The sequence below is a fragment of the Shewanella loihica PV-4 genome, from assembly GCF_000016065.1.
Classification (GTDB): Bacteria; Pseudomonadota; Gammaproteobacteria; order Enterobacterales; family Shewanellaceae; genus Shewanella; species Shewanella loihica.
The window spans coordinates 582263-603654 of the sequence record NC_009092.1; the positions used below are offsets into that span (position 1 = coordinate 582263).

A 21392-nucleotide genomic window follows, 5' to 3' on the forward strand; every position below is an offset into this window, starting at 1 on the left:
GGACTAAAGCTAGCAGCTAAGACAAGGGTTAGATATAAGACAAATTTCTATACTTTTGATTTAGCTGCAAAGCTTGCCTCGTCATTATTTTGAGCGGATTGGCAGCCTGGTGGATTGGCTGCCTGGCGGATTGGTAGCCTGATGGGTGAGTGCGATGGGCAAAAAAAAGAGGCCTGGTGGACCAGACCTCTTTGCTGCAGGGAGATGACGAAAGGGGATTACAAATTACTTGGCGTGTTTAGCGCCTTTCTTGTTCTTCATTGGGTCGCCTTCGTAACCTAAGGCTTGCCAATCTAAACGTGTGCCCTTGTTGTGGCAGTCGTTACACTTGAGCGCCTGATCTTTTGGCGAAACCATGTGGTTAATACGCCACCACATCTCGGTTTCGGCAAAGCCATGCTCACCACTGTACTTGATGCCTTGCTGGGCCAGTGCCTGGTTAGCCTCCATGCCGAGCTTGGCGGCCTTATCCCAGTCGAACTCTTTCCAGTAACCGCCCTTGCCATAGACTTTGGCGGTAACGAAAATGTTCTGCTTCTTGTCGTAGATCTGCTTGCCGCGATGCACCTTGAATGGGTAGATCTTGGCGGTCTTGTCTGTGATATCACCCAGTGGTGCAGTCAACTTAGTGACCTTGGATGGATCCATCTTGTCACCCACCATGTAGGCATCGGCTTTGCCGTTGTACCAGGCGTATTCAGGCTTGACCATCTTGCCCCAGACGAAGCTGCCTTTCTTCTTCATGAAGGTGTGCTTGCCATACTCGTCCACGGTTTCCTCTTGATCGCTACCCGCGGTCGACCAGTCCCAGCTCATCTTGGTCGGCTCATTGCGGGCGAAGAATGGAATGTGACAGGTCTGACAGGCGACGCTGGCCGTATGGGTGTTGAGGCGCTTGTTGGCGTGTGGCGCGCTATCGTGGCAGTTTTCACAGCCGATATCGTTCTCACCGCCTGGCGATACGCCCATGGCATTGCCGGTGATCTGGTGCTGCTGGGTGGTGTGACAGGTCTGGCACTGGAAGTCATTGCCATCGCTGTCCATGTGCACGTCGGTGGCCTTGTCGGGATAGGCCATGGAGGAGTCGAGATCCCCATGCTTCACCGCGTCGCCGCCGCCACCGTAGAAGTGGCAGGAGCCACAGTTGTCACGTACCGGCATGCCGACATTTTGTGCCACACGTTCCAGGTTGACCTTAGCCAGGGCCTCGCCGGCACCGGCAGGGTCTTTGACATAGGTACCTGTGGTGTCGTGACACACCAGGCAGTCGACCTTGGTCATGTCGCTAAAGTCGAAGTTGTTGTCTTTCCAGCCATAGCCTGCGTGACAGCTGGTACATCTAGGCTCGTTACCGGCGATAGAAGTACAGAAGTTGTTGATGGCGTTCTTCTTCCCCCGTTTTACCGTGCGTCCGGGCAGCTTCTGTTCTAGCTCCCAGGTCCAGTGAGAAGACTTCATAAAGTCTTTGGCGTGATCTTCATGGCATTCGATACACTGCTCGGTCACCTGAGAGCCCTGGGTAAAGGGCCCCTGAATGGCTTCCTTATGCGGGTTTTCGGCGATGGCATTGAGGCTGGCCAAGCCGAATACCCCTGCAGCAAACATCGCCGTAAGAGAAAGTGTGTGTTTCATTGTCTGTTCCCTACCCCCGGCCTAGGCCGGGGGAGATAGCTTAGTTAGAAGTTGACGACGAGTGAGGCGTTGATGTCATAGGCGGTATCGACTACTGGCAACATAGAGAAGGCAGAGCCAGCGATCACATCATCCACCTTCTGCGGTGCGCCCACAGGGGTGCCGCTGCCGGTGTATTCGTAGTCGTAGTAGAGACCAGCGAGTTTGATGAACATTCTTGGGTTGATATCAAACATATAGTAGGCCTCGGCCACATGACCGCGTGTAGCCAGCTTGCTGCCGATAGGATCGTCCTGGGCCTGGGTGAACGGTGTCCAGTACTTGGAACCATAGTTATACTCGAGGCCGAACTTGCCGTATGGCGCCGGGATCTGAATACCCACATAGATACCGTAACCATCTTTGGTGTCGTTCTCGTCGGCAGCGCTTGGCATCATGATGATCTCGCTACCGTCGGCATTGAGCTGGGCTTCAAATACCGCATCGCTGAGCATGCCACCAAACATACCGGCATTACCGTTGCCTTCGGCGCGGGTCCAACCGAAAGAGGCGAAGGCCTTGAAGTCTTCATCGCTCTCGTAGGCGTAACCTATGCCGCCCAGGTACATGTCGCCGATCACGCCGCTAGGCTGTACTCGGGTCTGGAAGTTGAAGTTGCTGAACTTCTGCATGTCCTGGTACATGGTCGGGGCAAAGATTCCCGCTAGCTGAGTGGGGAAGGCCATGGTGCCCTTGAAGCCATCGTTGATATCTTTGGCGCCAAACAGGGTGAATTGCAGGAAGTGATTACCGTCGTTGATGGCATCTATGTTAAAGCCGCCCAGGTGGGTGTCTTTGGTGACGATATCGCCAAACATCTCACCATTGCCCCACTGTGACTCGAAGCCCTGGCCATAACAGAAACGAACTACCTGACCTTCGATGCCGGTGAGCTCACCCAGCTTGTAACCCAGAGTTAGACCATCGAAGTTGAAGTTAACCAGGTGACCAGATGGCGTACCGCCGCGTTTCTCGTTTTCACGATATTGGGTTGGTGGGCCATAGGTAGATGGACGACGACCGATAGAGAGGTAGGTGTTGCTGCCCCCTATGTTTTTCCAGTCGAAGTAGGCGCGTTCGACCCTGAGCCAGTCGCCGCTGGTGTTACCACTGTTGGTGCCATCCATAGTGAATGAACGCCATGAGTCGAAGACTTGAACACCTGTGGAGTCACCCCAGTTTTTGTACATGCTGAGACGGCCGGCGAAGCTGACGTTATCCCATACCTTGGCCTTGAGGTTGAGTCGCAGACGTGTGGTGTAGAAGATGTCGTTATTGATATCTTGGGTGGTCTTGGGGGCCAGCACGTAAGGCATCACGCCTTGTAGCATGCCGCTCTGAAAGGCGGCGGCAAGCTCCGGGTTGGCAGCCATCATCTGTCCCAGGGGGGAGTTAGGATCGTTAGGCATACCAAAGGCACCAGACATGGCTTTAGCACCAAAATCGTTGAAGTCCACCTTGATTGCAGGGTTCCAGGTGACATTTTGGTAATGCAATGAATGGGCCTTGGTACGGAAATCGCCGGTGATCTCTAATCGGTCGAGAGCGGTGTGGCGCTCGTTCTTATCGACGCGGCTGTTGATCTGATCGATCTCTTCGGTGAGATCGGCAAGTTGTTGTTTAAGTTCGGCTATTTTTTGCGCATCGCTATCGGCGGCATAGACTGAGCCTGACATAGCCAGGGCGTTAGCGATCAATATAGACAGTAGAGTACGCATGTGAATCTCTCCTTAGGCGCTCATCGGGAGCGGTGAATGAGCGCTTCGATTACAAAAGCTGTGGTTAACCGCAAGTCTGTGGCTGATCTGAGTCGGCCGCGTGGTCGTATAAGAATTGCTGGATATCCAGGCGTTCTTTGTCGGAGAGCTTTTTAAATACGTCTGGTTGGGCGCCGTGCATGTCGCGCTTGAAGAAGCGATCCCACTGGCTCATGGTCTTGCTCATGGGGGTGAGTTCACCGGCGGCATCGCCCTTGCTGTGGCAGGCCTTGCACTCTTTTTTATAAAGGTGTTTCCCTTTCTTAGGGTTACCACCGTCGACGGCGTAGACTTGTCCGCCTACGGTGAAGGCGAGGATTAAGCATGTAGCTATTTTGGCAACGTTTTTCATCATCATTTTCCTTAATCGCTACTCTGAGCGATTTATTAACCTGAAACAAAATGCTTGTTTCTTGTTGGAAAATTTACCAAAAGGGGGTAGTTGTAAATTTGATGTTGATCACCTTCATGAAAAAAATCTAATTGATAAAAATATCATGGATAAAAATCTAATGAATAAGGTGTAATGCAATGAAATTTAATGATTTTTGTTTTTAAGGCTTTGCTATCTTGTGATCTTGCTCTCGGGGATAAACCACCTAGTTAGATCACACTTTATTATTTCAGCTCTCTCTAAATAGGTATTTTTGCTTGTTTTTGTATTGCAAATGGTCCTGTTTTAACGGGTAGGGTGGCGAACTGAATCGGCAGGTTTCTCTGGCAATGGGAAGGGGCGGCAAAATGATTTAAAAAAAAGTGTCTGATCGAGCTGTTTTGAGAGCACTTTTTAGCCGTCTTAGTCTATCTTTAAAGACGACTCGGGTAGATTCCTGAGCGAGAACAAAAATAATGAACGGGGTGAATGAGATGAAATACCTTAGCTTGGTCATCGCAGTGTTATTGTCTGGTAGTGCCTCACTGGCATCTGCCGCCTCCCTCTACAACGAAGCCCGTAGTGATGCCATGGGCGGAACCGGGGTCGCGGCCTCTAACCGCGAAGGTGCCGCCTTTATCAACCCCGCCCTGTTAGCCATTCATGCCCCCAAGTATTCCGGCGGCGCCGTGATGTTGCCCGTGCTGGGCGCCGAGGCTGCGAATATCGATAATCTGACCGACAAATTCGACGCCCTGCAGGCCTCCTATGACGGTTTGGAGGCGGCCATCAATGCCAGCGACGTCACTGGGATCACCAATTACCGCGACATGCTGGTCGCCGATCTTAAGTCCCTCGATGGTGAAAATGCCTATGGCAGTGTGGGGCTAGGTTTTTCCGTGGTCCTGCCCACCAAGCGCATGCCCATGTCGATCTTTTACAAGACCTATATCGATGCGGTGAGCGTGGCGGTGATCGAGGACAGCGACATAGACGCCCTGACCAATCTCGACCCTAACAATCCGCCTGCGGTCACTGATCTGGATTCGCAGGGGGCCGTGGTCGCCGGTGCCATCTCAGATCTTGGTGTGGCCCTCAGCTTCCCGCTGTCGATCGTCAACATGCCGGTCGCTGTCGGTATCTCGCCCAAGCTGCAGCGCATAGACACCTATAACTATGTGGTCAGTGCCAACAACTTCGATGCCGATGATTTCGACGACAACAAATACCGCAACGACGATACCGTGGCAAACCTGGATATCGGCGTGGCCATTCAGCCACTCGAACGCATGACCATAGGCCTGTCGGGACGTAACCTGGTGAGCCAGAAGCTGGACACAGTCGAGGCGATGGGGCGCAAGTTTACCTATCGTGTCGAGGCTCTCTATACCTTAGGTGTGGCTTATGATTGGGATAACTTCAGCCTGACGACAGATGTGGATCTTAATGGTCATAAGCGATTCGATGAGATAGGCGAGACCCAGTATTGGCGCCTGGGCGGTGAGATGAGGGCGACTGATTGGCTGGCCCTGCGTGTCGGCTATCGCCACGACATGAAAGATACCAGCAGTAATCTCTATACCCTGGGCACAGGCTTTACCATAGGTCGCTCCTTCAATCTGGACCTGACCGGCCTGGTGGGCACAGATGACGCCGTGGGTGGGGTGATTCAGACTTCCTATCATTTCTAGGAGTATGTTTCTCTAAGAATGAAAAGGCCGGCTGTGATGCCGGCCTTCTCTTGAGCCTAGGTGTTAGAGCAGGGCACTTAAGGACTTGGCGGCCAGCAAGATGGCGCTCAGGCTACAGAGCACCAGCGTCATGATGCGGGTCTTATTCTTGTCTATGCGTCCCACCAGGCGATTGGCCATCAGGTAACCCAGCAGCACAGAGGGGAGCAGCAGCGCCGAGCAGTAGAAGTGATGTAGGGTCAGCAGACCCGTAAGCCCCAGGATCACTATGGCGATAGTGGAGCTGAAGATGAAGAAGGCCGACAGGGCCGCGCGAAACTGCTTGGCATCTTTACCCGAGAGCAGTATGGCCAGCGGCGGTCCGCCGATGGCGGCGATGTTGCCGAAGATCCCCGAGATCACCCCGGCGATAAACAGGCTGCGGCGGTTGACCACTAAGTTGAGCCGCATCAGGCTCAGCAGTACGGCGATGGCCACGATGATGGCGATAGTCATGCCGAGCACGTCCTGGGGGGCGACCATGAGCAGGCCGGCGCCGATCAGTCCGCCGGGGATGCGTCCCAGCAAGGCATATTGCAGGCCGTTGAATTCCAGGGCGCCACGCTCGCGGATCAGGGTCAGCAGGGCGATAGAGAAGCCCATCAGGATCACGGGCGCAGGCACAAGTGACGGTTCGATAAGGTAGAGCAGAGGCGCGGCGACGACTGCCATGCCGAAACCGATCAGGCTCTGGGTGAGGGCGCCGACGAAGACGATAAGCGAGGCTAGCGCCAGAATATGGGGATCGAGCGGAAGTGCAGGCACTGCAATGTTCCAGGCTAAGGTTGAAAACTAAAAGAGGGACCGCCTAGCGATCCCTCTATCGATTCGTGTGTGAGTGGATCACTCCATCTCTTCCCACTCTATGCCCATCTCGGTCATCAGACGTTTGACTTCGGCTGGGATGCTATCTGGCTTGTCTTTAGACAGGTCATCGTCTTGGGGGAGTGGTTGACCGGTGTAGGCGTGCAGGAAGGCCTCGCACAGCAGCTCGCTGTTAGTGGCGTGACGCAAGTTGTTGACCTGGCGCCGGGTGCGTTCGTCGGTTAACACCTTAAGCACCTTAAGAGGAATAGAGACAGTGATCTTCTTTACCTGCTCATTCTTCTTACCATGTTCAGCATAGGGGCTGATATAATCGCCATTCCACTCAGTCATTGACTCACCTGTAAATTCTAAAATTCGGTGCAGATTTTAAACCCTTACAAATTACAGTCAAATTATTGCCTCGAATTTTTGGCAAATGCAAATAGATTTCTAAATGTTTGGACGTCTAAACGTCCAAAAGTTGTTGACGCTCACTACCGGCTTAGGTACATTTAGACGTCCAGACATCTCTTTTGTCCGAGGTGCCTGCCCAGATCCATATTGAGGAGTTGAAGATGACAGCGCGTAAACTAGCCACCGCCGCCGTACGACGAGGCATAGAGTCAGACACTCAGCACGGTGCCGTGGTGCCGCCTATCTATCTGTCGACAAACTACTCGTTTGAAGGGCATCAACAGCCGCGGGCGTTCGATTACAGCCGTTCCGGTAATCCGACCCGCTCCATTCTCGGCGATGCGATTGCTGAACTGGAACAAGGGGCGACCGGCGTGGTGACCTGTACCGGCATGGCCGCCATCACCCTGGTGACCAGCCTGTTAGGACCAGAGGATCTGCTGGTGGTGCCTCACGATTGCTATGGCGGCAGCTATCGCCTCTTCACCAACCTGGCCAAGAAGGGCGCCTTCAAGCTATTGGTGGTGGATCAAACCGACGAGCGAGCGCTTGAGCAGGCGCTGACCCAGTCACCCAAGATGGTGTGGCTGGAGACTCCTTCTAATCCGCTGTTGCGTGTGGTCGATATTGAGGCCATCGCCCAGGCAAGCCACAAGGTGGGCGCTCAGGTGGTGGTGGACAACACCTTCCTCTCTCCTGTGTTACAACAGCCACTGCAGCTGGGGGCCGATATCGTGGTGCACTCCACCACCAAATATATCAATGGTCACAGCGATGTAGTGGGAGGCGCCGTGGTGGCCAAAGACCCTGAGGTGGGCGAGCTGCTGCACTGGTGGTCAAACACTCTAGGTCTGACCGGGTCAGCCTTCGACAGCTACCTGACCCTGAGGGGGCTGAGAACCCTGGCGGTGCGCATTCGTGAACACCAAGCCAACGCTCAGAAGGTATTGGCACTGCTTTGTGACCACAAGGCGGTGGAAAAAGTGTATTATCCGGGGCTTGCCGAGCATCCTGGCCATGAAATTGCGGCCAGACAGCAGAAGGGCTTCGGCGCTATGCTGAGTTTTGAATTAAAAGGTGGCGAATCGGCACTCGTTGCCTTTTTAGATGCGTTACAATACTTCTCGGTAGCCGAGAGTCTGGGAGGCGTAGAGAGTCTGGTGGCGGTCCCCGCGACCATGACCCACAGAGCCATGGACCCAGATGCACGCCGTGAGGCGGGCGTGAAAGATACCCTGATCCGTTTGTCAGTGGGCATAGAAGATGGCGAGGATCTGGTGGCAGATATTCTTGCGGGTTTAGAAGCGGCTATCGCGGTAAGTAGTTAAAGGGTTTGAGGAGCAGATAATGACACGATGTCATTTGCATAAGTTTGGTGGTTCTAGTTTAGCGGATGCAGATTGTTACCGCCGCGTCGCCCACATTTTACTGACCCATGGCCACAGCGATGATCTTATCGTGGTGTCGGCTGCGGGTAAGAGTACCAATTTCCTATATCGCCTGCTGGAGCTGTGCGACACAGATCAGCTGTGGCAGGAAGAGTTACAGGTGCTGGTGAGTTACCAGCAGAACCTGATCGAGCAGCTGCTCTCCAACGAGCAGGCCCGCAGCCTGAGAGAACGACTGGCCACCGACAAGTCGCAGCTGACCAGCCTGCTGTCGCTGGATGAACTGAACGACTATCAACGCAACCAGGTGGTGAGTTTCGGCGAGCGCTGGTCTTCCTGTCTGCTGGCGGCGCTGCTGCGCGAGTCTGGCGTGGCGGCGACCGATGTCGATGCCCGCACCCTACTGGTCGCCGATGAAGGCGCCGTGCCGCAGATCCGCCTTGGCGAGTCACGCCAGAAGGTGCAGGCACTGCTCGAGGCTCATCCCCAGGAGCGTCTGGTGATCACCGGCTTTATCTGCGCCAACGAGCAGGGCGATACCCTGCTGCTGGGCCGTAACGGCTCAGATTTTAGCGCCACCTTACTGGCTAGCCTGGCGGATATCGAACGTGTCACCATCTGGACAGATGTGGAAGGGGTGTTCAACGCCGACCCTAACCGAATTAACGATGCCAAGTTGCTTAAGAGTATGTCGCTCACCGAGGCCAACCGCCTGGCGCACCTTGGCTCTCCGGTGCTGCATAACCGCACTCTGCAGCCATTGTTCGACACCGAAGTCAGCCTGGCGGTGCGTTCAAGCTACGCACCCCATACAGATTTTACCCTGATCGCCCCTAAGAGCTCCTCGGCCAGTGCCCCTGTGGTGACCAGCCTCTCCAGCGTCAGTCTGTTTAGCTTGACCATATCGGTCGAACTGCCTCAGCTGCTGGCCTGTTTTGCCCAGGCAGGTTTGACGCCACTGGCCTATTGGTCGTTGGCCCACGGTCGCGCCGAACTGGCCTTTACCCATGAGAATCAGAAGCAGGCCCAGGCGATCTTCGAGGCCAAGCGCAGCGAACTTGGAATCGATGAGTTACAGCTGCGTGACGATCTCGGCCTGGTGGCCCTGGTAAGCGCCGATGCCAGCCTCTATCGCCGCGGCTTCTCGCGTCTGTTGAGCCGTGAGGCCCATCCTCTGTGTAATGATGGCCTTAGCCTGGTGACTCTGGTGCCTAAGGCGCAGGTGAACCTGTTGACCCAGAAGGTGCACAGACGCTGCGCCGGTCCGCGCAAGCGTATCGGTGTCCTGCTGCTGGGCATAGGCAACATAGGCGAAGCCTGGATCGATCTCTTCAAGCGGGCTCGCCCAGTGCTCAATAAGGAGCTTGAGGTCAGCGTCGAGCTGGTGGGACTCTTGAGTTCCAAGAAGGCGCTGCTGAGCGAGACAGATATTGATTTAAGCAGCTGGCAGCAGGCCTTCGAGGAGCGCGGTACCGGTTGGCAGTACACCCATCTGTTTGAGCAGTTGCAGGCACTAAATTGCGATGAGTTGATCGCCCTGGACATCAGCGCCAGCGCCGATCTCACCCTGCAATATCCCGAGTTTTTTGCCCGCGGCATTCATATCGTCAGTGCCAACAAGCTGGCGGGTTCTGGGCCGCTGGCCTTCTATCAGGAGCTGAAACAGCAACTGGGTAATCGCCGTCTGTTCTGGCGTTATAACGCCAGCTGTGGTGCGGGCCTGCCGGTGCAACATGCGCTAAATGATCTGCATAACAGCGGTGACAGCATAGAGGCGGTCGGCGGCATCTTCTCCGGTACCCTGTGCTGGCTGTTCGAGCACTATGACGCCAAGAAACCCTTCTCCGAGCTGGTGCTGGAGGCCAAGGGGCTGGGTATTACCGAGCCGGATCCCCGCGACGACCTCTCCGGCCGGGACATGCAGCGCAAGTTGCTGATCTTGGCCCGTGAGATAGGTTACGACATTGAGCTGGACGATATCGAGCTGGAGTCTCTGGTGCCGACTAAGCTGGCCGAGATCCCGCTGGATGATTTCATCAAGCGTATGGCGGAGCTCGATGGCGAGATGTTGCAGCAGTATCAGGCGGCTGCCGAGCAGAACAAGGTGCTCAGGTATGTGGCGTCATTGGATTCAGAACAGGGCCAGCTCAAGGCCAAGGTGGGGATCCAGTGGGTCGATAGGAGCCACCCGTATGCCAATTTGACGCCGGGCGATAATGTCTTCGTGATCCGCAGCGATTTCTATCAGGACAATCCGCTGATCATACGTGGCCCGGGCGCCGGGCGTGAGGTGACGGCTGCCGCGGTGCAGTCGGATCTGGCGCAGATCTGCCGGGATCTCCTGCAAGAATAATCTAATGGGTCGATGCGTGCATCGGCCTTTTTTTACCCTTTATCTCTTCATTCTTACTCGCTTTTTCAGCCTGTTTCGCCGGGGTCACCCGGCGGGATCTGCTCGCCTGTGCCTGCCGTTTCACTTTCGGACTATCTTATAAACAGATTGTTTTTTATTGAGTCAATTTTTGGGCTTGACATCACTCTGAGTTTCTCTAGTATATGGACATATAGACGTCCAAACGTCTAAAAATTTTTTGCTCTAGGTCTGAGGGAATTAAGATGGCTTTTCATCACGCACAACACGCCAATTCATTGAATCAAAGCTTGTCTGAGCTTAATGGTGATATCAATGTGTCATTCGAGTTTTTCCCACCGGCCACCCCCGAGATGGAAACCATTCTGTGGAACTCCATCAGACGCCTGGAGCCGCTCAAGCCTAAGTTTGTCTCGGTAACCTATGGTGCCAACTCTGGTGTTCGCGATCGTACCCACGGGGTGATCGAGCGTATTCAGAAGGAGACAGATCTGGTGGCGGCGCCCCATCTGACCCTGGTCGATGCCAGCGATGAAGAGCTGGTCGAGCTGGCGAAGCACTACTGGAACTCGGGTATACGCGACATAGTTGCGCTACGTGGCGATCTACCCGCGGGCAGTCCTAAGCCGACCCGTTTTGCCAACGACCTGGTGCGCCTGCTTAAGTCTGTGGCCGACTTCGATATCTCGGTGGCGGCCTATCCTGAAGTGCACCCGGATGCGCCCAATGCCCAGGCGGATCTGATTAATCTTAAGAAGAAGATAGACGCGGGGGCCAACCGCGCCATCACCCAGTTCTTCTTCGATGTGGAGTCTTACCTGAGATTCAGAGACCGCTGCGTGGCCGCCGGTATCGACGTGGAGATAGTGCCGGGCATACTGCCAGTGACCAACTTTACTCAGCTGAAACGTTTCGCCGGCATGACCAATGTGTCTATCCCAAGCTGGCTGCATAAGCAGTTTGAAGGGCTCGACGATGACCCGTCGACCCGCCAGATGGTAGGGGCCAACGTGGCCATCGACATGGTCAAGGTGTTGTCTCGTGAAGGGGTGAAAGACTTCCACTTCTATACCCTGAACCGCGCCGAATTAACCTATGCCATCTGCCATACCCTTGGCGTAAGACCCGGTAAATAGCGCGTCGTTAGCCAGAATAGACTTCTAGCCCCGCCTCAATAGGTGGGGCTTTTTTATACCTATTATCAATAGTCCTAGTGTGGTTTTTCTTCTATGATTGACCACAGCCAATAAGGAGGTTGATATGTATAGAATGCTTATCGGAGTAACAGCGCTTTTCCTGAGTAGTCAGGTGATGGCCGCCAACGAGATGCCACCGGCCGCCGCCCTGTGTGGCAGTTGCCATGGCCCGACCGGGATGGGCATAGAGCCTATCGCGCCGCGTATCGCCGGACTCTCTTCCGAATATATTGTCAAGCAGATCCACCTGTTTCAGCAAGGCGACAGACAAAACCCCAGCATGACACCCATGGCGATGACGGTGCAGGGAGAGGCCATCAATCAGGTGGCAGATTACTTTGCCGCTCAGCCTTTGCCAGCCTTTACCCCAGTGGTGCGAGGTAGCCAGACTAGCTACCAGAGCGCGGCGGAAACCTTGGTCTATCAAGGGGACTGGCAGCGCACCCTGCCGGCCTGTGTCTCTTGCCATGGCCCCTCGGGGATAGGCGGAGGCCAGTTCCCGCGTCTGGCGGGGCAGCAGGCCAGCTATCTCAAGACACAGCTGATGGCCTGGCAGTCGGGCACGCGGAAGGGCGATATCGATAACATGATGGGCAATATCGCCAGCAAGTTGAGCCAAGATGAGATAGCGGCCCTGGCCGACTATTTTGCCACGTTGAAGTAGGGAGGCGGATATGAACAGGAATCTAATGACACTCAGCGGCCTACTCTTTTTTGCCCTTGGCAATAACGTACAGGCGGGTGACTTACCCGATAAGCAGGCTGAGCTGAAACTGGCGGCGCCAGCGCAGGATGCGGATTATCTTAAGATGCGCTCCCTTGCCACCATCCCCGAAGGTGTCTTCGGCGACAAGGTACGCCTGGGCTATCAGCTATTCGTTAATACCCAACAGCTTAGGGGCCAATATGTGGGCAACGAGCTGAACTGCGTCAACTGCCACATGGATGCAGGGCGCAGGGCCAATGCCTCTCCCTTGTGGGCCGCCTATCTGGCCTATCCTGCCTATCGCAAGAAGAACGATAAAGTTAATAGCTATCAGGAGCGGATTCAGGGCTGTTTCACCTATTCGATGAATGGCAAGGCGCCCGAGTCGGGCAGCGAACCCCTGGTGGCGCTGTCGGCCTACTCTTACTGGTTAGCCATGGGGGGCCTGATGGATAAGTATGGCGTGACAGGCGCCGTGCCCGAGCTGAGCGATGCCGAGCTGCTCAAAGGCGGCAAGCGGGAGGATTTTGTCTTGCCCGAGGCGATCGCCAAGGCCACGACACTCGATGAGCGTGCCAAGTTGCCGGGCAGAGGCTTCCCCGCCATCCCTAAGCCCGAACAGGCTTATTCACCTGCGCGCGGCGAGCAGGTCTATCGGGCTCATTGCCAGTCCTGCCACGGTGAAAACGGTGAAGGGTTAGCCATGGGCGGTGTCTATAGCCTGCCGCCGTTGTGGGGGCCGAACAGCTTTAACTGGGGAGCTGGCATGCACAGGGTCAACACGGCGGCCAATTTCATCTATGAGAATATGCCTCTGGGTAAGAGTGTACAGCTTTCTCATCAGGAGGCCTGGGACGTGGCGGCCTTTGTGGTCTCCCATGAGCGACCACAGGACCCGCGACTGGAAGGCGATAAGGTGATGGAGCTGAGCAAGCGCTATCACCAGCATCAAGGCTATTACGGCAAGAGTGTGGGTGAGGGGGCCGTGCTCGGCACTCAATCCTATCCTATCAATCCGGTTAAGCAGTAAGCCTAAGCAATAAGCCTTAAGCTTGTTCCGCCAGAGACTGAGTGTTAACGTTAACGGCTAACACTCAGTCTCTATGGATTCTATGCGCACCAATGCCAGTCAGTGCCCCCTGTGTCACCAGCCCAATCAATGCGCCGTAGTGGCGGGGCGTGAGAGTGATACCTGTTGGTGTCATCATCAGACGTTTGCGCCCAAGGCGCAGTTGCCTCAAGCCATAGCCCCAGATGTTTGTATCTGCCAGGCCTGCGCCGAGGCGCTTAGGCTGGAGGCTGAGTTGGGGGTTAAGCGAGTCGATTAATGGTCAATCAATTATTTAAGGATGAATATTTATGAAAAATAGCGCCATCATGCTCTTAGGCCTGCTTGTTCTCGCGGGATGTAGCAATTTAACGCTGACGACCAATATCTCACCTGAAGAAGCGTTAAAGACCTCTAAGGTGGAGGAGTATAGTATGGCCGAAATTGGCCGTTATAAGGCGGATTATCTGGGGAAAGTGTCAACCTCTATGTGCCGTACCCGCTCTACTCAGCCGAAACCGACCGAGTCATTATTGGTTGGCAATCTCAAATATAAGGCGCAGAAGTTGGGAGCTAACGGCATAGTCGTCATGGAGTGTGTCGATCATAAAATCAATAACGATTGTCCTGAGTTCTTGCGCTGTGATGCGCTGGCTTATCGCGTCGACTTCGACGCCCTGTAAAATAAAAAAGAGGCGAATTCGCCTCTTTTTTCATCTTATGAGCTAACGGGAGCTTGGGTAGTAGTTAGGGCCTTCGATTCTAAATGGAATGGTCTCTCTTCCCCAGTCAGACAGCAATACATCTCTAACACGCTCACTGTCACCCTCTGTGCTACATCCCCACATCTCGGCACAGGTGCGTCCGGCGATGTTGGAGCCGGTACCCGACTCTGTATCTGGGCGGCTGTTATTGAGGCGGGCAATTTCGTCGTCGAAATAGCGGTTATAGTCGGGTGCCGTTACTGTGATGGTTTCCATTTCACCCACAGGGGCATTGCTGCCTGGTTTGGCGTCCTTGTCTGCGTCGACCATGGCATATAGCTTAGGTAGCGGCAGAGTCTTGGCCAGTTCTGATTTTTTCAGGTTAGCGGCAAAGACTTTAGCCGAGGCATTATTCAACTCATAGGCGCGAGATAGCCACTTGTCGGCTTCGGTAAGGTCTTGCTTGACCAGAGTATCGTTGAGGTAAACCTTACCTAACACTAAGGCACTTGGAGAGAAGTTGACCTTCATACTGCGCTCCAAGAGCGAGATCGCCTTATCGACATCTTGATAGTCGGTCTCTTGCAGGTACATGACTGCTGCCTTGTACTGTGCCGTCGTATTGCCAAACTTGGCGGCGCGTCTAAACCACTTCAGCGCCTTCTCTGGGTTTTTCTTGGTGCCGTAACCTGCATAGTAGAGTTCTCCCAGGGTTGCCATGGCGTCAGAGTGACCTCGCTTGGTCAAGATGGTATAGGCCTTAAAATATTCCTTACATTCTGCCGAGTCACACTCAGGCAATCCCGAAGCGTAACTCGTTGACGTAATAGCCCAAAAGGTCAAGCCGATTGAGAGTGTTTTGATTATCCTTTTCATTATATTGTCCTATTTTGGTGGTTGATGTGCTTCAACCCTCTATGCCTCAATCGGCTCAGAGTACATCTTGTTGAGGCTGATATTATCGAAAACATTATCGAAAACTAAGAGCTATCCTTCCCCAGTCAGACAGCAGGAAGTCGCGAATACGCTCACTGTCTCCCTCCGTACTACATGCCCACAATTCGGCACAGGTTCTGCCTGCGATATTGGATCCTGTGCCTTTTTCCGTATCTGGGCGACTGTTGTTGAGGCGGGCGATTTCGTCGTTGAAAAACTGGGTATAGTCAGGCGCAGTGACTGTGATGGTTTCCATCTCACCGACAGGTGCATTACTGCCGGGTTTACTGCTGGCTTGCGTATCTAGCAGGGCATAAAGCGTTGGCAGGGCGAGTGTTTGGCCTTGTTCGGACGCTTTAAGTTGCTTGGCAAATTTTTGCGCCTCTTGGTTGTTGAGCTCATAGGCCTTGGCTAGCCAGTGATCGGCTTCGGCAAGGTCTTGTTTAACGAGTTCGTTGCCAAGATAAATTTTACCTAATACGAAGGCGCTGGGAGAGAAACCGACTTTACTGCTGCGTTTGAGCAGTGTGATGCCTTTGTCGATATCTCTTCCTTTTGAATCTTGAAGATACATGATCCCGGCCTTGTACTGGGCCGTGGTATTGCCAAACTTGGCGGCACGTCTAAACCACTTGAAAGCTTGCTCCATATCTTTCTCTGTGCCATAGCCGGCATAGTAGAGTTCGCCCAGGGTCGCCATGGCGTCCGAATGCCCTCGTTTGGTCAAGATGGTATAGGCCTTGAAATACTCCTGGCATTCAGCCGTGTCGCATTCGGGAAGCCCGGCAGCAAAGCCTTGGGAGGTAACCGCCAACAGGCTTAGTCCAATTGAGAGTGCTTTGAGTCTCTTCTTCATCATCTCGTCCTTTGATAGCGCTGACAAAACTCCAACTCTTCAAGCCTGAAAGAGGCTTTAAGTACCACTCGTTGAAATGGATTTACCTAACATTTAAGGCCAATGCGATATTGCCCCAATCCGATAACTGTAGATCTCTAATGCGTTCGCTGTCGCCCTCACTGCTGCATGCCCAGATATCTGAGCAGGTTCGTCCAGCGATGCTGGACCCGGTTCCCTTTGCCGTGTCGGGACGACTCTGATTAAGCTGTGCTATCTCCTCATCGAAATAGGCGGCATAGTCAGGGGCCTCAACCAGTATTATCTCCATCTCTTCCAATGATGATTTACTGTCGGCCGCGACGGGCTTTTCGGCATCGACAAGTGCAAACAGTTTAGGCAGCGGGAGCTTGGCAGTATCGGGCGATTCTCTAAGGGTTTTGGCAAATTTCATTGCCTCTAAGTTGTTGAGCTTATAAGCGAACGTCAGCCACCTGTCCGTTGCGGCTAAATCCCTTGGGATCAGTGTGTCTTGCAGGTAGATCTTGCCTAGGGCTAGCGCGCTTGGTGAAAACGTCGCCTTGGCGCTACGTTTTAGCAAAGCGATCCCTTTGTCGATATCTTGGTATGCAGAGGTTTGCAAGTACATGATCCCGGCTTTATATTGCGCCGTGGTGTGGCCAAACTTGGCGGCGCGTCTAAACCACTTAAAGGCCTTATCGAGATCTTTTTCCGTGCCATAGCCCGAGTAGTAGAGCTCACCAAGCGTCGCCATTGCGCTCGAATGACCCCGTTTGGTCAAGATAGTATAGGCGTCAAAATAGGCCTCGCATTCTGCCGTTTTACAAGGGGCTAACTGAGTTGCATTGCAAAGAGGGGCTATCGCGACCAAAGCTGCTACTAACAAAAGCTTATTCACGATTCGCTGCATGCCGATATCCTTTAGTAAAATGTTAATAACTATTACTATCAGTAACTAATGGAGAGTGCCATAGTACTAAAGTGCTAATGTTTGGTGATCTCTTAGTCCTCTCCTGGCATGGCTAAGAGCGGGCTCGATTTAGGAATTTTTAATCTATTCAGAACAAGGTCAGATATTTAGCCTGTTGGCATTAAGGGGCTCAAGTTGTCTGGTAGGAAGGGCAGGATTGGCAAGGGGGAGTGATGGACAAGCTTGATGCGATCGTTATCGGTGCCGGTGTGGTTGGGCTCGCGGTGGCGGCTAGCTTGAGTCGGCGTTTTGGCAATGTGCTGATCATAGATCGCGCCGAGACCATAGGCACAGGCATCAGCAGTCGCAACAGCGAGGTGATCCACGCAGGGATCTACTACCCGACGGGGAGCCTCAAGGCGCAGCTTTGCGTAGAGGGTAAACGGCAGCTGTATGCCTATTGTCGTCGCCGGGGTGTCGCCGTGAATTCCCTGGGTAAGCTGATAGTGGCGACTCAGGTCGAGCAGGAGGCGCAGCTCGACGCCTTGTTCACTCAAGCTCGGGCCAATGGGGTCGATGATCTTAACCCCCTTGGTCGCCGGCAACTGCAGGCACTCGAGCCGGCGCTCAAGGCATCTGCCGGGTTACTCTCTCCCTCTACAGGTATTGTCGACAGTCATGGCTTGATGCTGAGTCTGCTGGCCGAGGCGGAGGAGTATGGCGCGATATTCTGCCCTCATACCGAGTTTATCACCACCCAGGCCGATGCGAATGGCTTCAGGGTGGAGCTGATGCAGCAAGGGGAGCGGGTGAGTCTGGAGACCAGCTTTCTGATCAACTGCGCCGGATTATTTGCCACAGAGGTGGCGACGCGTATTGAGGGGCTGGCAGAGTCGCTCGTTCCACAGCTTTATTGGTGCAAGGGGCATTACTTTGCCTATCAGGGCAAGAGTCCGTTTGCGCATCTTATCTATCCCGTGCCCGAGCCAGGGCTGAAAGGCTTAGGAATACACGCCACCATAGATCTCGGCGGCCAGCTTAAGTTTGGCCCGGATGCTCAATACATGGTACCTGACTCTCTGGAAGACTATCGGGTGCCAGAAGCGCTGCGCCAGCGTTTTCATCAGGCGATCGCGAGCTATTACCCAGGCATAGCAATTGAGCGGCTACAGACTGCCTACGCCGGGATCCGCCCTAAGCTACAGGGGCCAGATGACACCGAGGTGGCTGATTTCTTGATTCAGGGGGAGGCGCAGCATGGCATACCAGGCTTGGTGAATCTGCTGGGAATCGAATCCCCCGGATTAACGGCGAGTCTGGCCATTGCCGAGCAGGTCTCTCGGCAGTTAGTGACGCCATAAAAAAAGGAGCCGATAGGCTCCTTTTTTAAGTTCGCGCGCTTTAATCGCGCCAGGGACGGGCGTTAGCCGTTGTCTCTGTTGCCCTTACGGTGTGACTTGCGCTCACCCACAGGCTTGCGACGACGCGGTGCACGGTTGTCATCGCTGGCATTGACAATTTCGCTGCCCGCTTCGCGGATGTTTAGCGGCTTGCCACATACGCGAACCTTCTTCAGGTGTTGCAGGACATCCTTTGGCATGCCTTCTGGCAGGTCGATCGAGGTGATCTGATCGAACAATTGGATCTGACCTATGTAACGGCTGTCGATGTTGGCTTCGTTGGCAACTGCGCCGACGATGTTGCCTACACCCACACCATGGTCACGACCCACGTCTAGCACGTAACGGCACATCTTGACGTCTGGATGATCTTTCAGGGTATCTGCCTGGCCCAGGTTTGCCGGAGTCGGACGCGATTCGCGGCGGCCACGAGGAGCACGATCTGAGCGGTCGCCACGGTCGCGCGAGTTGCGCTCGTCACGGCTATCGCGCTGACGCTCCTGAATAGGAGGCAGCTGCAGAGGACGCTCCTGCTGCACCATGTTGAGCAGTGCGGCGGCAAGTACTTCGGTGTCCACTTCCAGTTGCTGACACAGCTGGGCAACGGCGCCATGCATGAAGTCCAGCGACTCGTTGTCGATGGTGTTGGAAACCTGCTCTCCCAGACGCGACAGACGACGCTCGGCCACTGTCTCAGGGCTTGGCACGTTCATCGGTGAGATACGGCTCTTGGTCGCACGCTCGATGGTGCGCAGCATGCGCATCTCTCTGTGGGTGACGAACAGAATCGCCATACCGGTACGGCCGGCGCGGCCGGTACGACCGATACGGTGTACATAGGCTTCGGTGTCGTAGGGGATATCATAGTTGATCACGTGACCGATACGCTCAACGTCCAGACCACGGGCGGCCACGTCGGTGGCGATCAGGATATCCAGTTTGCCACGCTTAAGCTGATCGACGGCGCGCTCACGAGCCTGTTGGTTCATGTCACCATGCAGTGGCGATGAGGCATAACCGCGGGCTTCCAGCTTCTCGGCCAGTTCGACACAAGAGTTACGGGTACGCACGAAGATGATGATACCTTCGGTGTTTTCAACTTCCAGTACGCGTACCAGGGCCTCGAGTTTGTTGTGCTGAGACACCTGCACGAAGCGCTGCTCGATAGACTCAACGGTTGTGTGGCTAGCTGCGATGCTGATGTGTACCGGCGTTTGCAGGTACTTGTTGGCGACGCGCTTGATCTGCTCTGGCATGGTGGCCGAGAAGAGTGCCAGTTGACGCTCCTGTGGCGTGTGCTCCAGGATCCACTCTATGTCGTCGATAAAGCCCATCTTGAGCATTTCATCGGCCTCATCGAGTACCAAGGCGTTGAGTGTCTCTAGCTTCAGGGTGCCACGACGCATGTGGTCCATGACACGACCCGGTGTACCCACGACAATCTGTGGGCCACGACGCAAGGCGTTAAGCTGTTGATGCATGCTCTGACCGCCGTAGATAGGCAGTACGTGCAGGCCCTTCATAAATTTGGAGTAGCTACCGAAGGCTTCGGCAACCTGTACCGCCAGTTCGCGGGTCGGCGCCAGTACCAGAATTTGTGGTACGTTGCGGTTAGGATCGATAGCGTTGAGTAGGGGCAGGGCAAAGGCACCGGTTTTACCCGTACCGGTTTGCGCCTGGCCTAGAATATCTTTACCCGCCATGAGGGGGTCGATACTGGCGGCCTGGATCGGGGTAGGTTTTTCATAACCTAGCTCGTCGAGAGCACGCAACAAAGGCTCGGACAGGCCGAGTTCGCGGAAAGTTTTTTCACTGGATGACATGGGTTGTAGCCTTGTGGTGTAACTAAAGTGCAGAGACTGCACCAAAAGATGTAAAAGACAGAAAATCAACCCCGTGTCGACTTCCCGCACCGAAAACGAATCAGTAAGCCGGTTATTATAACAGTAAGCCAGAGATCTTTCCACCGCCTGGCATAATTTTCGCAGTAAACTCAGGTGTCGTTAATTTAACCATTTAGTTAACAGTGAGTTACATTTTTCAAAAATACAAAAATCCCTGTGTTTTGTATTAGTTATTCAAGAGATAAGTGTCAATTATTAACAGTTTATAGGCGGTTTCCGTAACAGCGGCCAGAAAATTAACATCTATCTTACTCGCCGCGTCACTGGGTTGGTGGTAATCCTTGTGGGGCGGCACGCCGAAGTAGAGCCAGGGGATGCCCGCCTGATGAAAAGGATAATGATCTGAGGCTCTTAACCAATCGACCTTCTGTATCGTCTTGCCCGCTTCCGGGGGATGATTGGCGCGAATACAAAGATTGACCGTCTGCTCCAGCCGGGCCTTGATCTGCTCGAACTGGCCAAATCCACGGCGGCCCTCCAGGTAAATACGGCTGTTGCGCGCGGGGCGGCCAATCATGTCCAGGTTGACCATCAGCTGGATTTGACTGGCCTTGAGCTTGGCATCCGGCGCCATCAGGCCATCGACAAAGGCCTTGGAACCATAGAGGCCCGGCTCTTCGGCGTCGGTGGCGATAAACATCAGGTTGGTATCTCTTGGCAGGCGTGCGCTATGAAAGGCTATCTCAAGCATGCCGGCGACACCCGAGGCGTTATCGTCGGCGCCGTGATAGAGCTTATAGCCCTGCTTGCCCAGATGATCATAGTGGGCGACCACCAGACGCCAACTGTCGCTGGGCTCGTTTGCCGGCAATATGCCTATGATGTTGGTGCCAAGGCGAGTGCCGAACTGATAGTCGTACTCAAAGTCGTGATCGAAATGGCCCTGCCAGGGGGTGAGACCCGCCAGCTGCATCTGATTGGTTATGTAATCTCTGGCCAGGGCGGCGCCATCTGTGCCTGTCTTACGTCCGGCGAATTGATCGCTGCTGAGGGTCTTTACGTGGGCGAGGAGCCGTGCTTGATCGCTCCAGGTGAGCCGATACTCATCGCCGCAGCGCCTATCGTTCGGGCTCTCGGCGCAGCCTGCCAGGCCTAGTGTGAGCAGGCTCAGGGTGAACAGGCCCAGCTTAAGTAGACTTAGCAGTGGTGCGAGCCTTAAGTAGTGCTTATGGACAGGGGCGTAGGGACTTCTCAATGATGGCAATCCTCGAGTGTGAATAC

19 protein-coding genes are annotated in these 21392 nt (G+C 54.4%); 9 read left to right on the plus strand and 10 right to left on the minus strand.

Annotated features, from left to right (window positions below):
• Positions 1-225: 225 nt before the first annotated feature.
• From SHEW_RS02635 to SHEW_RS02645, 3 genes are all read right to left on the minus strand, one after another.
• Positions 226-1632, minus strand: a complete 1407-nt coding sequence (locus tag SHEW_RS02635; protein WP_011864320.1) for a tetrathionate reductase family octaheme c-type cytochrome — start codon at positions 1630-1632, stop codon at positions 226-228.
• Positions 1633-1676: 44 nt separating this feature from the next.
• On the minus strand, positions 1677-3389 hold the full coding sequence (locus SHEW_RS02640; RefSeq protein ID WP_011864321.1) for a DUF3373 domain-containing protein: 1713 nt from the start codon (positions 3387-3389) through the stop codon (positions 1677-1679).
• 64 nt (positions 3390-3453) lie between these two features.
• Positions 3454-3783: a c-type cytochrome gene (locus SHEW_RS02645; protein ID WP_011864322.1), complete on the minus strand. Its 330-nt coding sequence runs from the start codon at positions 3781-3783 to the stop codon at positions 3454-3456.
• A 512-nt stretch (positions 3784-4295) separates the two neighbouring features.
• On the opposite strand from SHEW_RS02645, the gene SHEW_RS02650 reads away from it, so the two are divergent.
• Positions 4296-5492: a conjugal transfer protein TraF gene (locus SHEW_RS02650; protein WP_011864323.1), complete on the plus strand. Its 1197-nt coding sequence runs from the start codon at positions 4296-4298 to the stop codon at positions 5490-5492.
• A gap of 63 nt (positions 5493-5555) precedes the next feature.
• Here SHEW_RS02650 and SHEW_RS02655 read toward each other — a convergent pair whose 3' ends face one another.
• Both SHEW_RS02655 and metJ read right to left on the minus strand, forming a co-directional pair.
• The gene (locus SHEW_RS02655) at positions 5556-6296 is read right to left on the minus strand and encodes a sulfite exporter TauE/SafE family protein (RefSeq protein ID WP_011864324.1); all 741 of its coding nucleotides are present in this window, start codon (positions 6294-6296) and stop codon (positions 5556-5558) included.
• Positions 6297-6374: 78 nt separating this feature from the next.
• The gene (metJ, locus tag SHEW_RS02660; protein WP_011864325.1) at positions 6375-6689 is read right to left on the minus strand and encodes a met regulon transcriptional regulator MetJ; all 315 of its coding nucleotides are present in this window, start codon (positions 6687-6689) and stop codon (positions 6375-6377) included.
• 224 nt (positions 6690-6913) lie between these two features.
• On the opposite strand from metJ, the gene metB reads away from it, so the two are divergent.
• From metB to SHEW_RS02695, 7 genes are all read left to right on the plus strand, one after another.
• Positions 6914-8080: a cystathionine gamma-synthase gene (gene metB / locus SHEW_RS02665; protein ID WP_011864326.1), complete on the plus strand. Its 1167-nt coding sequence runs from the start codon at positions 6914-6916 to the stop codon at positions 8078-8080.
• Between the two features lie 19 nt (positions 8081-8099).
• Positions 8100-10493: a bifunctional aspartate kinase/homoserine dehydrogenase II gene (locus SHEW_RS02670; protein ID WP_011864327.1), complete on the plus strand. Its 2394-nt coding sequence runs from the start codon at positions 8100-8102 to the stop codon at positions 10491-10493.
• Positions 10494-10756: 263 nt separating this feature from the next.
• Positions 10757-11647, plus strand: a complete 891-nt coding sequence (metF, locus tag SHEW_RS02675; RefSeq protein ID WP_011864328.1) for a methylenetetrahydrofolate reductase — start codon at positions 10757-10759, stop codon at positions 11645-11647.
• A gap of 133 nt (positions 11648-11780) precedes the next feature.
• Positions 11781-12371 (plus strand): c-type cytochrome, encoded by a 591-nt coding sequence (locus SHEW_RS02680; protein ID WP_223294789.1) that lies wholly within the window; start codon positions 11781-11783, stop codon positions 12369-12371.
• 25 nt (positions 12372-12396) lie between these two features.
• The gene (locus tag SHEW_RS02685) at positions 12397-13443 is read left to right on the plus strand and encodes a c-type cytochrome (protein WP_041406331.1); all 1047 of its coding nucleotides are present in this window, start codon (positions 12397-12399) and stop codon (positions 13441-13443) included.
• An 82-nt stretch (positions 13444-13525) separates the two neighbouring features.
• Positions 13526-13741, plus strand: a complete 216-nt coding sequence (locus SHEW_RS02690; protein ID WP_223294755.1) for a cysteine-rich CWC family protein — start codon at positions 13526-13528, stop codon at positions 13739-13741.
• A gap of 31 nt (positions 13742-13772) precedes the next feature.
• Complete coding sequence (locus SHEW_RS02695; protein WP_011864332.1) at positions 13773-14144, plus strand: hypothetical protein; 372 nt, start codon at positions 13773-13775, stop codon at positions 14142-14144.
• Positions 14145-14186: 42 nt separating this feature from the next.
• Here SHEW_RS02695 and SHEW_RS02700 read toward each other — a convergent pair whose 3' ends face one another.
• The 3 genes from SHEW_RS02700 to SHEW_RS02710 all read right to left on the minus strand — a co-directional run bounded on the left by SHEW_RS02700 (position 14187) and on the right by SHEW_RS02710 (position 16867).
• On the minus strand, positions 14187-15041 hold the full coding sequence (locus SHEW_RS02700; protein ID WP_011864333.1) for a tetratricopeptide repeat protein: 855 nt from the start codon (positions 15039-15041) through the stop codon (positions 14187-14189).
• A 94-nt stretch (positions 15042-15135) separates the two neighbouring features.
• Positions 15136-15960 carry a tetratricopeptide repeat protein gene (locus SHEW_RS02705; protein WP_011864334.1) on the minus strand — a complete coding sequence of 275 codons (825 nt, stop codon included), beginning with the start codon at positions 15958-15960 and terminating at the stop codon, positions 15136-15138.
• Positions 15961-16039: 79 nt separating this feature from the next.
• Positions 16040-16867: a tetratricopeptide repeat protein gene (locus tag SHEW_RS02710; RefSeq protein ID WP_011864335.1), complete on the minus strand. Its 828-nt coding sequence runs from the start codon at positions 16865-16867 to the stop codon at positions 16040-16042.
• Positions 16868-17100: 233 nt separating this feature from the next.
• Between SHEW_RS02710 and SHEW_RS02715 the strand changes: the two genes are divergently transcribed.
• Positions 17101-18228 carry an NAD(P)/FAD-dependent oxidoreductase gene (locus tag SHEW_RS02715; RefSeq protein WP_011864336.1) on the plus strand — a complete coding sequence of 376 codons (1128 nt, stop codon included), beginning with the start codon at positions 17101-17103 and terminating at the stop codon, positions 18226-18228.
• Between the two features lie 62 nt (positions 18229-18290).
• On the opposite strand, the gene SHEW_RS02720 is transcribed toward SHEW_RS02715, so the two are convergent.
• Positions 18291-20090, minus strand: a complete 1800-nt coding sequence (locus tag SHEW_RS02720) for a DEAD/DEAH box helicase (RefSeq protein WP_011864337.1) — start codon at positions 20088-20090, stop codon at positions 18291-18293.
• A 247-nt stretch (positions 20091-20337) separates the two neighbouring features.
• Positions 20338-21366: a M20/M25/M40 family metallo-hydrolase gene (locus tag SHEW_RS02725; RefSeq protein ID WP_011864338.1), complete on the minus strand. Its 1029-nt coding sequence runs from the start codon at positions 21364-21366 to the stop codon at positions 20338-20340.
• Positions 21367-21392 lie beyond the last annotated feature (26 nt).